The following is a 14486-nucleotide window of genomic DNA, read 5'->3' on the forward strand; positions in this document are numbered from 1 at the left end:
CTGTAACTTTTTTCGACAAAAAAAGACGAAATCCCGGTCATCGGGTTTTTCGTCTTTTATCAAAACGTTACTTTTTATCCACCCATCCCAGCAGGATTTCACGGAGAAATTTGCTGGCTGCGATTGGGGTTTGCTCGGAAGGATCATAAATCGGAGCGACTTCTACCAGATCCGCTCCAATGACCTTTACATCGGATTCAGAAATCAGCTGAATGGCTTCAAGAAGTTCTTTTGACGAAATTCCACCTGCTTCTGCTGTTCCTGTTCCCGGTGCATGAGCGGGATCGAGGACATCAATGTCGATGGTTACATAAACATTGCGGCCCGCAAGTGTTGGCAATACCTTACGTAACGGCTCTGCCACATCAAACTTGTACATGTGCATGCCTGACTCTTTGGCAAACTGGAATTCTTCTCTCATCCCGGAACGAATGCCAAACGAATAAACATTCTCAGCTCCGATCAGGCCGCACGCCTTGCGGATCGGAGTGGAGTGAGAAAGCGGCTCGCCTTCATAATGCTCACGAAGGTCCGCATGGGCATCAATATGGATGATAGCAAAATCATCATATTTTTTGTTCAATGCTTTAAAAATCGGCCAGGATACAAGGTGTTCCCCGCCCATTCCCAGAGGAAATTTTCCGGCATCCAGCAGGGTTGTGATGTATTCCTCAATAAGGTCCAGGCTTCGCTGCGGATTTCCAAATGGAAGCGGAATATCGCCTGCATCAAAATAGTTCACTTCTTCCAAATGCTTGTCCGCATAAGGACTATACTCTTCAAGCCCAAGGGAAGCTTCGCGGATTCTTGCCGGACCAAAGCGTGAACCAGGTCGGAACGATACCGTCCAATCCATAGGCATTCCATAAAGTACAGCATCAGCTGTTTCAAAATGGGGTTTGCTTAAAATAAATACGTTGCCGGAATAGGCTTCGTCAAATCTCATGGCGTGATATGCCCCTTTCTCATTCTGCAGACCTTTGTTGCTCTTGTGAGTCGTTGATTTTCGTTCCAGGTTGCTCGCTTTCCGCAGGAGTCTCGCACCTTCCACTCCAATCAACTGTTCAATGAAGATTATTTTCTAAGGCAACAATCTTTTAAAAAAATAATTATTTAATAAGATCTGCAACGAACTTCGGAAGCGCGAAGGCTGCTTTGTGAAGTTCTTTTGTCCAGTACTTCGTTTCGATGTCATGGAAACGTTCTTCGTTAACTTCAAGTGGATCGTATTGCTTTGAACCAATCGTAAATGTCCAAAGGCCGCTTGGATACGTTGGGATGTTCGCAGTATAAAGACGGGTAATCGGGAAAATCTCGCTTACGTCTTTGAATACTTTAGAGATCAGTTCAGGCGTAAACCAAGGGTTGTCCGTTTGCGCTACGAAAATTCCGTCCTCTTTCAACGCTTTGGAGATTCCTTCATAAAATCCTTTTTCAAACAGCTTTGCTGCAGGTCCTACGGGCTCGGTGGAATCAACCATGATGACATCGTATTGATTTTCACTCATTGCGATATGCATGAAACCGTCATCCACTTTAACTTCCACACGGGAGTTTTCCAGCTCACCCGCAATTTCAGGAAGATATTGCTTGGAATACTCGATCACTTTTCCATCGATTTCAACAAGTGTCGCTTTTTCAACAGAAGGATGCTTCAATACTTCGCGGATTACGCCGCCGTCTCCGCCACCAACAACCAACACCTGTCTTGGGTTTGGATGGGTGAACAAAGGTACATGGGCAACCATTTCATGATAAACAAACTCATCTTTCTGGGTGGTCATAACCATGCCGTCCAGAATAAGCATGTTGCCGAATTCTTCTGTTTCTACCATATCAAGCTTTTGGAATTCTGTTTGCTCCGTCACATATGTACGTTTGATCTTAGCAGTAATTCCAAAGTTTTTCGTCTGTTTTTCCGTGAACCATAGTTCCACAGTCATCACTCCTCTATCTGAAATGCCAGGCATCGTTGTTCTTTTAACAAACATTACGATTATAGCATTTACTTTTTTGTTATTCCACACGCAATTTATGCTAAACCCTGTATGAGCCTATGAAAGGCCGCCTACTTTGTTCCTGTTGTGAGATTGCCTGATTCAAAGGGCTTGATCAGTGCGTGCAGTGTTTCGATATGCGGAAGGCTGAGCCCGCTTTGTTTGGCCAGACGGAGCGCTCCTCCCTGTAGATGGTCGACTTCAAGATTCAAGCCCTTTCTCCTGTCCTGATGCATGGAGGAAGTTGCTTCAAAGGAGAGACCACTCACCCGGCTCATCGTTTCCTCGATATCCTCATCCCTTAAATCGATATCAAACGTGTTTGCCAGGGTTGCCATTTCATGAAGCACCGAACGGAACAGCAGCAGCGTATCCTCCTGTTCTCTTATTCTTCCGATCGGCAGGTTGGCTGCCGTTGTTACTCCTGAAAAAGCAGTGATGAACATATATTTTTGCCAAAGACTTTTACTGATCGTGGGGCTCAGGTTCCCCTTCATGTTGCTGTTTTGCATCACCTGCTCCAGTTCTGTGCACAGATTTTCCTGAGATGGATGGAGCGGCCCGTAAACAATGTCATGCGACTCACTCGTATGTACGACATGCCCTTTTTCATCAAGGGTAGCAATGATAAATGCCAATCCGCCAAGCACCGCCTCTTCACCGAGCTCCTCCTGCAATCTGTAAATGTGTTCGATCCCGTTCAATAATGGCAGTACACGCGCTCCCCTGGCAACAAACTTTTTTAAAACGGGAAGTGTATCATTTAAATGATAGCCTTTCACCGAAAGCACCAGAAGATCACATGCTTCTGCCTCGTCTGGATCTACGATCAGCTTGGGGTGGTCCAGTTGATAATCCCCGGCTACACTATGGATGATAAGCCCTTGCTCCTCAATTTGCTTTTTCCTTTTTTCCCGTACCAAAAAAGAGACGTTTTGCCCCGCCTCGGCCCATCGGCCACCATAATAAGCTCCAAGCGCTCCTGCTCCAAACATTACAATATTCATATCATCACCCTGCCTTTGTTATAGTCAGAAATTTCTCTCTTTCATAGTAACGCAAGAAACCTGCGATACCCAAAAGAACCGCCCTGCAGGCAGCCGTCTTTTTTCCAATCTTTTTGGAAGTTGAATGCAACCCCTAACAAGTTGGCATAATGGGAAGACAATAGTAAAGGGTCCTTTGGGTGGTCGGCGCACTCTCTTTAGCAAGCTGCAACCAATCGTGTACAGGCTTTGCACGAAAGGGGGTGATGCCTCTGACGATATTTGAAGCGCTGATGTTTGCCGTCGCTTTTGCGTCGCTGATCGTTTCTGTTTTGTCGCATAAAAAATAGACCGCCCTCGAGCCCCAACTCACGAAAACGGTCTATCTTTTTTCGTTTTGTTAAAATGGTAGCCGACATCCTGGGGAAAACCGACTATTGCCCGCCGCTGGCCTGCATGCCAGCGGTATTATTTTGCTGCATTTCTGCTATAATCATACTATTTTTTTCAAAATTTACCGGCGGAGGTCCGTTTTATATGCGGCTGATCAGGTCTTCCGCACGGCGCTTCGCTTCAAACATCACTTTTTCTTCATCCATTGTCAACAGTTCACGATGCTTCATGATCAATTTTCCATCTATCATGACCGAATCCACATCCTGTCCTGCCGCCGCATACACCAAAAGGGAAGGATCCTGGTGGGCTGGCACAAGGTGTGGCTGGTTCATGTTCATAAACAGCAGGTCTGCTTTTTTACCAACCTCAATGCTTCCGGTTTCTTGCCCGATTCCAAGAATTTCTGCTCCATTTCTCGTCGCCATCGTCAATATTTCATGGGCGTTCAGTGCGGAAGCATCTTCCTGCAGCAGCTTCTGCATCCAGGCGGCAGCTTTCATCTCCATAAACATGTCCAGTGTACTCGCACTGCCCGGTCCATCTGTTCCGAGGCCCACTTTGATTCCTCTTTTGGTGAGCTCCACAAGATCCGCTGTGCCGCAGGCGAGCTTTGCATTGCTCACCGGATTATGAATAACTCCGCCTGTGAGCCCTTCCAGTATGGACAGGTCGTCTTCTGTAAAATGCACACCATGAGCGAGGTTGACACGGGTGTTTTCAAAAAAGCCAGCCTTCTGCAAATATTGGACCGGACTCATGCCATGGCGCTCCTGGATCATGTTCCGCTCATCTGCCGTTTCTGCGAGGTGGGTGTGCAGTGGTACGTTTTGTTCTTTTGCCAGTACTACTGCATCCCGCAGAAAGTCCGGCGGACACATATAAGGAGAATGAGGCGCAATCATGACGGTGATTCTTCCTTCGACCTGTCCGTGCCATTTCTTCACAAGATTGCGAGACTCCTCGATGCGGTCACTGTAATTGGAATCCATGGCGATCATGCCCCGGGAAAGAGAAGCGCGAATGCCTGTTTCCTGCACAGCGGCTGCAAGGGTATCCATATCGATGTACATGTCCGCATATGCCGTAGTTCCGCTTTTTATCATTTCAGCCATGGACAGCATTGCGCCCCAATACCGGTCCTCACTTGTCATTTTCATTTCCGCAGGGAGCATTTTTTTATTCAGCCACTCCATTAACGGAAGATCATCACTATAACAGCGAAGAAGCGACATCGGCGTATGCTGATGCCCGTTGACAAGGCCTGGGAGGATCAAATAATCTTTCACGTCCCATACTTCATGCTGGTCATATAACGGTTCAAGATTTCCGATGTCTTGAATCGTATTTCCTTCGATGAGCAAATCCTCCTGCCGTTCGCTCCACGTTCCGTTGTTTTCTATTAAATAGCGCGCATTCTTCAGAATCAATGTATAACCCTCCTGCTTTCCTTCGTTCGTTATGGAACTAGTATAACATTTCCCCCTCTTTCCACGTTTAGAAGAGCTCTCGTTATCCCATACTAGAAACAGATAATGATAAGGAGGGGGTTTCCGTGTCCTGGCTTAAACACTGGAAGGAGTACAGCAGATTACAAAAAGTAAAATTGGCGGGCAAACTGGCTGCCATTTTGTGCGCAGCCATGGCTGTTTGTCTGACGGGTGTACTTCTTTTGGCTAAATGGATGGGGCCTCCGCCTTTGCTCGTACCGCAAACCACTGTGATTCATTCGAGCAGCGGGGAAGAAATCGGGGAAATCAGCAACTCCGGGCAAAAACGGACATGGGTGCCGCTGAATAAGATGAGTCCTGCTTTGATTGAAGCCACGCTTTCCATTGAAGACAAAAATTTTTATGAACATCACGGATTTGATTTTAAGCGGATTGCGGCAGCCCTTTTGGCGGACCTGAGGGCAGGAGCAAAAGTACAGGGAGCAAGCACCATCACCCAGCAATTCGCACGGAATCTCTTTTTAACACATGAGAAGACCTGGCTCCGAAAAGGGATGGAGGCGTTTTATACCATCCGGCTGGAGATGAATTATTCCAAGAATCAAATCCTTGAAGGCTATTTAAATACCATCTATTACGGTCATGGCACCTATGGAATCCAGAGCGCCTCCGCCTTTTATTTTGGAAAGGATGCGAGCCACCTCAGTATTTCCGAGGCTGCCATGCTGGCCGGAGTGCCAAAAGGTCCCGGCTATTACTCACCGCTTTATCATGAGGACCGGGCCAAAGAGCGGCAGGCGATCATTTTAAAGGCGATGGAGAACAATCGCTACCTGTCCAAAAAAGAAGTACAGGAAGCTGCCGCTGCGCCGCTTACCATAGTGGCCGAAAAAGAGGTGCAAAAGCCTAAAATTGCGCCGTACTTCCAAGCCGAAGTGATGAAAGTCCTGAAAAAAGAGTTAAAAATGGACCCCAAGCAGATTGAGCTTGGCGGCCTTCACATCTATACAACGCTCGATGTCTCCATGCAAAAGGCCGCAGAAAAGGAGATTGAAGAGAGGATCGATCCAGATTCCTCAATCCAAACGGCTCTGGTGTCCATGGATCCTAGAAATGGTGATGTGAAAGCGCTGGTGGGAGGAAGGAATTATGCCGAAAGCCCGTTTGACCGGGCCATCCAGGCAAAACGCGCCCCCGGCTCTACGTTTAAGCCATTTTTGTACTATACGGCGCTGAAAAACGGCTATACACCGTCGACTGCCATTAAAAGTGAGCCCACCTCTTTTGCCATGGGAGACGGGCAGCAGGATTATAAACCGAAAAACTACAATAACCTGTATGCCTACGACTTTATTACCTTGTCTGAGGCACTCGCTCTATCGGACAACATCTATGCGGTAAAAACCAACCTTTTTCTCGGGCCGAAAAAGCTGGTCAAGGCAGCACGCCAGTTTGGCATCAAAAGCCCGCTGGCCAGTGTGCCGTCCCTTGCGCTTGGCACAAAAAACGTAAGCGTGATGGAAATGACCAATGCGTACAATCTTTTTGCGAATGGCGGCAAAAGGGTGGAACCTGTTTTTATCAAGGAAATTACCGACAACAAAGGCCGCGTTCTTTATGAGCATCATTACAAACAAAAACAAGTGCTCGACAAAAAAGCGGCATTCGTTATGACCGATCTGATGAAAGGCATGTTTGATGAAAAGCTGAATGATTACGCCAAGGTTACCGGCGCGAGCATCGATCAATATTTAACCCGCCCGGCTGCGGGAAAATCGGGCTCCACACCGACCGACAGCTGGATGGTCGGGTTTACGCCACAGTTGACGACAGGTGTATGGATTGGATACGACCAGGGGAAAGAGATCAACCGGATCAATGACGGCAGCTATTCGAAGAAAATTTGGGTGCATTATATGGAAGATGCCTTAAAGGATGAACCCGCCATGGCGTTCAAGAAGCCAAAAGGGGTAGTAGGGGTGATGGTCAACCCGAAAAACGGGAAGCTTGCGACGAAAAATTGCCCGATCAAAAGAAAAACGTACTATATTAAGGGAACAGAACCCACCGAATACTGCAATGAACATGCCGGCGACCTTCCCATGGGCTCAGACGGACTCGATCATAAACGAAAAGGCTGGTTCCAGAAAGTCTTCCCTTGGTGGCATTAAGGGGTGGAGTTCGAGTGATTAATACGGTGCGGGGCTGATTAGTTGCGGTGTTGGCCCAATTAGTTGCGGTTCGACACGATTTACTTGCCGGTACTGGCCAAAATAGTTGCGGTTCGACACGATTTACTTGCGGTACTGGCCAAAATAGTTGCGGTTCAACACGACTTACTTGCATATCACGTCATTTTCAAAACTTTTTTCTATCAGACCGCTAAAAAAAACGTAAATAACTACATTGAACAGTTGATTGGAGTGCAAGGTGCGAGACTCCTCGAAAATGAACTTCACATTTTCTGCGTGCGATGGCTCGCTGCCGAAGTGTTCCTTGTCCTACGGGAAAAGCGGGACAGGTGAGACCAAGAAGGCGCTTGCGCCTGATGGGCTCAGCGCCCGCCCTGCGAAAGTAGGCGCTCGCGCCGGTAAAAGCGAGCATCCTGGAACGGAAATTAACCACTTACGAGCAACAAGGGATGAGGAAACAGATTTTTCATAAAATGCAAACACAAAATAAACAGCCCGGGTGCTCACGAAGAGCTCCCGGGCTGCTTATTGTCCTAGCAACATTGTGTGTGCAATGCTAGCTTCAGTTTACTGTATGAACGAGAATTGTCACAAGTTATTTATAAAATGTTCAAAAAGAGTTCATAACTCTTCCAATTTTATGGCAATAATTTCCTAACTTCGGCAGAAGAGCGGTTGAACATAGCTTCATCGTGGTTCTTTAGAAATTCTCCAAGCAATCTTTTGGACTTGTCATCCATATCGTCCACGATCACATAGCCTTTCAACGATTTATCCATGCGGTTCACGTGCTCCGGCAGGCTTTTATAGCCCCGGCGCGCCTCCGCATCAATCTGCATTTCACAAGCGGTCACACCATAGTAGTATGGGCCTTCTTCATTTCTGTTGATTGTTACCCAAACGAGCCAGTATGGACGCGGGTTTGGTGTATTGGAGCGGTCAGGCGTAAATTTAATCCGCTTTTCAATATCACTTCTGGCATGCATGGCACCCATATCAACATAGGCGTCTCCATCTACAGGATCGACGATAACCGGAGTCATATGGTCCAGGCTTAATGCACCTACACCATAGCCGCCATGACCGCTGGTGGAATCGCCGCTTAAAATGGTAAAGCCCATTCCTTTTTTATTTTTATCTGGATTAGATCCGAAAATATCTTTCATCATAAACCTCCCGAGTCACATCAGTTCTGTTTTTATTTTACCACAAATCTCTCCATTTTAAGTCCATGAGCCTTTCCCGTCTGGTATCACAGACCTTAAAAGGGGTAAGAATACATAAGGATAACGAGTATAAATGGGTTGCATCGAAACCTAAAAACGAATATTATAATTAAGTATTTAAAAATCGTTCGTATTTTTGGAGGTACTTCCATGTTTTCTTCTTTCTTTAAACTAAAAGAACGCGGAACGACCGCAAAGCAAGAAGTGATTGCCGGGATCACAACTTTTTTGACCATGGTCTATATCGTTGTCGTCAATCCGATCGTGCTTCATTCAGCGGGTGTTCCGTTTAATACAGTCTTTATGGCAACCATCATCGCTACTGTGGTCGGAACATTGTGGATGGCCCTGTTCGCCAACCTGCCGATCGCCATTGCTCCCGGTATGGGGCTGAATGCCTATTTCGCTTTTTCCGTGGTAGGAACGCACACCAACATTTCCTATCAGACGGCTTTTGGAGCGGTTTTTGTCGCCGGAATTATCTTTGTTATTTTGTCGCTGACACCGTTTCGCGAAAAATTGATTGAAGCCATTCCCGCTAATTTAAAATACGGGATTACCGCAGGAATCGGCCTTTTTATCGCGTTTATCGGCATGCGAATGACCGGTATCATTACCGCCCATAAGGAAAATCTGGTGGCGCTCGGTGACCTTCATTCACCATCTGTCATGCTTGCTTTGGCAGGTTTGGCGATTACGCTCATTCTGATGGCACTCAATGTGAACGGCGCTCTTTTCTTCGGAATGATCATTACTGGAATTATTGCATATTTTACGCATCAGTTAAAATTTAATGGTTTTATGTCTGTCCCTGCAATGCCGAAAGAATTATTTATCTTCGGCAACCCGATGACCGCTTTTGCCGATGTGTTTCAGTATGGACTGTTTGCAGTGGTTTTCTCCTTCCTTCTCGTTACCATTTTTGATACGACAGGAACGATGGTAGGTGTCGCTGAACAGGCTGGTTTGATGAAAAATAACAAAATGCCCAAAGCACGTGAAGCACTTCTTGCCGATTCTGTAGCAACAACAGTAGGGGCCGCGCTCGGGACAAGCCCGACAAGTGCCTATATTGAATCAACTTCAGGTGTAGCAGTCGGCGGCCGTACTGGATTAACTTCGGTAACCGTTGCTGTACTGTTTATAATTGCCGCCTTTTTCTCGCCGCTTGTTAGTGCCATTTCCGGCCTTTCAGCCATCACAGCACCGACATTGATTATTGTTGGCAGCCTGATGCTCGGAGCGCTTGGTAAAATTAATTGGGAGCAGCTGGACGAAGCGTTCCCAGCGTTTATCATTATTTTGACCATGCCGCTGACATCAAGTATCGCAACCGGAATTGCGTTTGGCTTCATTTCTTACCCGCTGCTAAAAATTGCCCGCGGAAAATGGCGTGAAGTTCCATTCCTCGTTTATTTATTTGCTGTTTTGTTTTTCTATCAGCTCGCATTTTTACCGCATTAAGAAAAAAGCTAAAACAGCCGTTCAGCCCCGACAAGCGCTGGAGCGCTTCCCACGCAGTCCCTTTGCCGGCCGCAAACATAAAAAGAAGCCTGCTGATCACCATTCAGCAGGCTTTCTTTTTATGCAAAAATGCAAAAATGCTAGTTGATATTCAGTTTTCCTTTCGCTATCTCACTTGCCGTGTTGCCGTAATCGTCTTGCGCTCTGACTTCCACCGTTGCTCCCGTCGCCCTTACGTTGGACGTCGCTGTGTAGTACCCCTCATAGTGGCCAGGGGACGTTTCGCGCATTGGAAGCTCAGTGGCGTTGCTTGTAGCTGCCTTTGTGTTTGTCAAAGGCATGTGGATCACAAATGTCGCCTCCAGATCTTCAGAGCTGTCAAACTCGATTTTAACGGATTGGCCGACCTTCAGACTCTTATTTTTATCCGGCTTTACATTCTCGAGGACAAGCTCTTCATACTGAGCGTAGACAGTGACCTTTTTGGTTACTGCATTGCCCGCTTTATCTGTCGCTTTTACCTTGATTACATTTTCACCAAGGTCAAGCATCATGCGATAAGAATAGGTTCCATCATCTTTCACGGTTACTTTCTTTCCGTTTACTTTCACAGAATCAAGGTTTTCCTCTGTGACCTTCCCTTTTACGGTAACCGTTTCTTTATTTGTCTTTAATCCATTTGCAGGGCTGTCGATGGTCAGCACCGGCTTCTTCTGGTCCAGTGTTACTTTTACCGGAGCGGATTCATCCGTGCTTCCGCGGTCCGTTACAACTTTGGCAGTCAGCACATTTTCACCGTTGGAAAGAGTCACATCAGCTGCAAATTTGCCGTCCTCACCAGCTGTTGATTCAGCCGCTTTCTTACCGTCCTTCAAAATGTGGACATTAACTCCAGGGACGGTTTGCCCTTCTACTTTTACAGTCTCTTGATTGGTAAAGCTGCCGTCTGCAGGAGAAGTAATCACCGGAGCAGTGACTTCATAGTCCACCAGGGCACGGATCATGTAGTTTCCTTCATCGGCCGGGGATGGGGACCATGCTCCGCCAACATATTGCCAGCTTCGTCCAGCATTTGTTCCGTCTTCATCGGTACCAAGACCAGGCGCATTTGGATTCGGGTCCACCTGGAAGTAGACCATATAGAAGTCGCCCGTCACCTGAATGCCGTAGCTGGAAAGATCAACCGTCGACCAGTCACCATTTCTTTGTGCAGTGAAATTGATCGGACCGGCAAGCTTTTTACCAGGTGCGCCATCAGGGCCGCTCGCATCATAAACAGCCACTTGCGCTTTGTTTCCGCCCGGTACCGGCCATTCCGTATCCCAGAAGCGGAATTTACCGCCTGTTACTACAGCTTGGTCTTTGCCCGCAGGCAGTGGCATTTTAACCGCCCAGCCGTTACCAGCGTCATAGAAGGCATGAGCGTTTTCTGCTGTGCCATCATCATAGGCAATTTCTCCGCCAGGTGCGGTAATAAACGGTTTAAGCGTAAAATCTTTGTCTGTCGTTTCATTCCCCTTAACGGTTACCTGGGTATCTTCTCCGTAATATCCAGCAGCCATAACTTTAAGGGTATAGGCTCCTTCATAGGCTGTTAAGCTGTAATTGCCGTTTTCATCCGTTTTTACTGGCTGAACAGCAGCATCTTCCATCACATAAACCGTGGCACCCTTAATCGGTGCACCAGTTTGTTCATTGGTTACCGTTCCGGAGATCGTACCTTTAGGAATCTCTTCGAGTACGAAATACTTTACCACTTCTCCATCCGCTGGAATGGTGACATTTTGCTGAGCCGAACGGTAGCCGTAGGACTCGGCAACAAGGGTGTAGTCACCTGCTGCATGGGTCAGAGAATAGGTGCCGTTTGCAGGGTTGGTTGTTGTTGAACGTCCGGTTTCCAGTACACTGACAACAGCTGGAATCGGAAGGCCGTTCGGTGCAGCCACCAGCCCTTTTCCTTCCGCTTTCTTAATTTTCAGCGTGTTTACAGGCTGAATTTTGCTTGGATCCACTTTTTCTTTCGCTGATGCCTTCACATCTGCATCTGTTTTCTGTTTGCCTGTATCTTTCAGTGTAGTTGGAGCTGCAGCGAGTTTAACGTCATCCAGGTACCAGCCCGGCTTGACTACACTGCCATCCGTTTTCAGATTAAAGGCAACATAGATGCGCTGATTGGCATACTCCGACAGGTCCACCTGTCCGTTGATCCATGCATTGCTCTTGTTTGTAAAACGTGCTTTTTCTGTCCAGTTTTGCTGATCGGTTGAAACAAAAACTTGAGCATAGTCATAGTTGTTTTCAATTTCATACCAGTGTTTGAACTGTAGGTATGCCGGACCGTCTCCAAGGTCGATCGGCGGCATTTTCAGCGCCATGTTTGCGCTGTTGTCGTAATTGCCGTCAAGGTTGGTTCCGTATACCTTTGTGCCTGACGCAGCATTACCAGGTCCTGAAGTTGGTGTTCCCCACTCCCAGGTGTTAAGGGTACCGGAAAACGTCCAGCCCACAGGTTCTGATTCAAAATCAGTCGAATATCCAACGCTGATTCCAGGTAGTACATTTACGTTATAGGAATCTGTTGTGACTTCATGCTGGCCATAGTCAACAATTTTCCATCGGTATGTCAGGGATGGGACAGCAATCGCATCACCAGGAAGGATCGCGGTATAGGTGCCTTCCTCATAATTCCCGCCCGTTCGATCCGCTTCAACAGACTGCCAATTCCCGTCACCATCCTGATATTGAAGAGTGACAGAGGAAATGCTGATGTTGTCTTTTGCTGTGATGGTGAGCGGAAGATCCATGCCCGCATATGTTTCTTGAGGTGCTTCATGCGTGTAGGTTGGTGCTTCCGAATCCACTCCCTCTTTTAATACGGTTCCTTTTACTTTACCGAGCCCGCTGATAATGGATGATACAGCATCAAACACGTTCAGAAGTCCGTGTCCATATCCATTGTTCGGGCTTTCAGGATAATCATTGTCTGTTAAAGGAACAGCTGTTTCTTTAAGTATTTGTTCAATGTCAGCTACCGAAAGACTGGCATTTACCTGCCTTAGAAGCGCTACAGCTGCTTACACATGCGGTCCGGCCATGGATGTTCCATTCCATCCACCTTCATAGTTCCCGCCAGGAACAGAAGAACGGATATTCACACCCGGTGCTGAAATTTCCGGCTTCATGATGCCGCCGTATGGAGATGGTCCGCGCAAAGAGAAGGAAGCGAGTTTATTGTTGATATCTATTGCCCCTGTGGCAAAGGATTCAGGGTAGTTTGCAGGGTTGGCCACAGATCCAGGGCCCCCTGGGTTCGTTAATGTTGTATTACCTGCAGAAAATTCGGGGAAAATTTCGGCTGCACGCCAGTTTTGTACCATTTGTCGATACCAGTCATCAATTCCAGGGCCGCCTCCCCAGGAGTTGTTGACCACATCCGGCGCTTTTTCTGGATGAGGGTTTCCTTGAGCATCCGTCGGAGCAATAATCCATTGTCCTGCTTCGAGCAGGTCTGCATCCGTTCCGCCTGCCGGAGTGAACGCTTTTACCGCAATCCATTTGGCGCCAGGAGCGACACCAATTTGATTGTTGCCTTCACTGCCGACCATAGTGCCCATGGTATGTGTTCCGTGGTTGTCATCATCATAAGGTGCAGCGCGTCCGGCTGTCGCATCAAACCAGTTATATTCATGGTTAACCGAGCCGTCGGCTGCATTATAGCCACGGTATTTTTCTTTTAATGCCGGATGGTCCCATTGCACACCGGTATCAATGTTGGCCACCACTGTGCCTGCACCATCGATGCCCATTGCCCAAACCTGTGGTGCTCCAACCCGGTCAATGTTCCATTCCACTGAAGCTGTATCAGCTTTTGTTTCTTTTTGCTTTTCACTCTTTTTAGCTGCTTTTGCAGCGTCTACAGTAGGAATCGGCTTGGCATCCGTTTCCTTGACCGGCTGAATCTGTCTGATTTCATTTGGAAGGACTTTGTCAACTTCGGGAAAAGACGCGACTTTCTCCATGACTTCTTTGGTTGCTGTAACCGCCATGGCGTTCACGATGAAATAGGAGCGGATGTTTTTCGCGTTCCCTTCCTTCTTTTGCTTCGTTAAGTATTCTTTAACGCCGCTTTGTGTTTGGTCCGCTGTCGCTCTCAACAAAGAGACCACCGCAGATCGTTTGTTCAGTTCTGTCTTAAAGGCGCTAAGCTTTTGCTTCTTCGCAAGCTTTTGAGCTTCTTTTGCAGCTTTTTGTGTATCCGCCTGCTCTTTGAACTTGATCAGGAACGTCACCTGATCCTGATCGTCGAACTGTTTTTTCAGTTTGCTGCTGACTTTAACTCCCCCAGAGGCTTTACTCTTGTTCACGGAGACATAAGGCTTCGTCTCCGCGGACACAGCCGCCTGTTTTGGAAGCATCAAAGGAATCAGCAGACTTAGGCACATGATGATACTGAATAAGCGAAGATGTTTGACTTTCATTCGTAAAACGTCCTCCCTTCGTATTTACCACCGAACCTAAACAATAAAAAAACTACCCTCCTCTGCTAATCACTTTTTGCGCAAGAGTCTGGAAGTTAGTTTAATAATAAGGGAAGAAAAATATGGAAGCTACTTGTAAGTTACCATTTTTGTAAAAATAAGTAAAAGGGATGACTGGGGTTATAGGCACTTTTTCATAGGCAGTTTCTGACTTTCAGAGAAAAAATGTAAAATAATTATGAATTTCCGCATCAAACTTACCGCTCATTTTCCCAGGTATAAATGTACCATTTTCCAAT

7 protein-coding genes and 1 pseudogene are annotated in these 14486 nt (G+C 47.1%); 2 read left to right on the forward strand and 6 right to left on the reverse strand.

Features of this window, described 5'->3' with window-relative positions:
* Positions 1 to 67 precede the first annotated feature (67 nt).
* From speB to QNH15_RS25355, 4 genes are all read right to left on the reverse strand, one after another.
* Positions 68 to 946 carry an agmatinase gene (gene speB, locus QNH15_RS25340; protein ID WP_283891534.1) on the reverse strand — a complete coding sequence of 293 codons (879 nt, stop codon included), beginning with the start codon at positions 944 to 946 and terminating at the stop codon, positions 68 to 70.
* 163 nt (positions 947 to 1109) lie between these two features.
* Complete coding sequence (gene speE, locus QNH15_RS25345) at positions 1110 to 1937, reverse strand: polyamine aminopropyltransferase (RefSeq protein WP_061973392.1); 828 nt, start codon at positions 1935 to 1937, stop codon at positions 1110 to 1112.
* 131 nt (positions 1938 to 2068) lie between these two features.
* The gene (locus QNH15_RS25350; RefSeq protein WP_283891535.1) at positions 2069 to 3004 is read right to left on the reverse strand and encodes a ketopantoate reductase family protein; all 936 of its coding nucleotides are present in this window, start codon (positions 3002 to 3004) and stop codon (positions 2069 to 2071) included.
* A gap of 512 nt (positions 3005 to 3516) precedes the next feature.
* Complete coding sequence (locus QNH15_RS25355) at positions 3517 to 4806, reverse strand: amidohydrolase (RefSeq protein WP_283891537.1); 1290 nt, start codon at positions 4804 to 4806, stop codon at positions 3517 to 3519.
* A gap of 125 nt (positions 4807 to 4931) precedes the next feature.
* Between QNH15_RS25355 and QNH15_RS25360 the strand changes: the two genes are divergently transcribed.
* Positions 4932 to 6998 carry a transglycosylase domain-containing protein gene (locus QNH15_RS25360; RefSeq protein WP_283891539.1) on the forward strand — a complete coding sequence of 689 codons (2067 nt, stop codon included), beginning with the start codon at positions 4932 to 4934 and terminating at the stop codon, positions 6996 to 6998.
* Between the two features lie 659 nt (positions 6999 to 7657).
* On the opposite strand, the gene QNH15_RS25365 is transcribed toward QNH15_RS25360, so the two are convergent.
* Positions 7658 to 8185 carry a YwhD family protein gene (locus QNH15_RS25365; protein WP_283895761.1) on the reverse strand — a complete coding sequence of 176 codons (528 nt, stop codon included), beginning with the start codon at positions 8183 to 8185 and terminating at the stop codon, positions 7658 to 7660.
* A 210-nt stretch (positions 8186 to 8395) separates the two neighbouring features.
* On the opposite strand from QNH15_RS25365, the gene QNH15_RS25370 reads away from it, so the two are divergent.
* Positions 8396 to 9709, forward strand: coding sequence for an NCS2 family permease (locus QNH15_RS25370; RefSeq protein WP_283891541.1), 1314 nt, complete (start codon positions 8396 to 8398; stop codon positions 9707 to 9709).
* Positions 9710 to 9849: 140 nt separating this feature from the next.
* Here the strand turns inward: QNH15_RS25370 and QNH15_RS25375 are convergent.
* Positions 9850 to 14187, reverse strand: a pseudogene (locus tag QNH15_RS25375) (S8 family serine peptidase).
* Between the last annotated feature and the right edge of the window lie 299 nt (positions 14188 to 14486).

Origin of the sequence: Fictibacillus enclensis (assembly GCF_030123385.1) — a bacterium.
GTDB classification, from domain to species: domain Bacteria; phylum Bacillota; class Bacilli; order Bacillales; family Fictibacillaceae; genus Fictibacillus_C; species Fictibacillus_C enclensis.

What these genes read in the sequence shown, in the direction of transcription:
- QNH15_RS25365 (WP_283895761.1), bottom strand. Translation starts at nt 8,185, where the DNA reads ATGAAAGATATTTTCGGATCTAATCCAGATAAAAATAAAAAAGGAATG.
- QNH15_RS25370 (WP_283891541.1), top strand. Translation starts at nt 8,396, where the DNA reads ATGTTTTCTTCTTTCTTTAAACTAAAAGAACGCGGAACGACCGCAAAG.
- QNH15_RS25350 (WP_283891535.1), bottom strand. Translation starts at nt 3,004, where the DNA reads ATGAATATTGTAATGTTTGGAGCAGGAGCGCTTGGAGCTTATTATGGT.
- speB (WP_283891534.1), bottom strand. Translation starts at nt 946, where the DNA reads ATGAGATTTGACGAAGCCTATTCCGGCAACGTATTTATTTTAAGCAAA.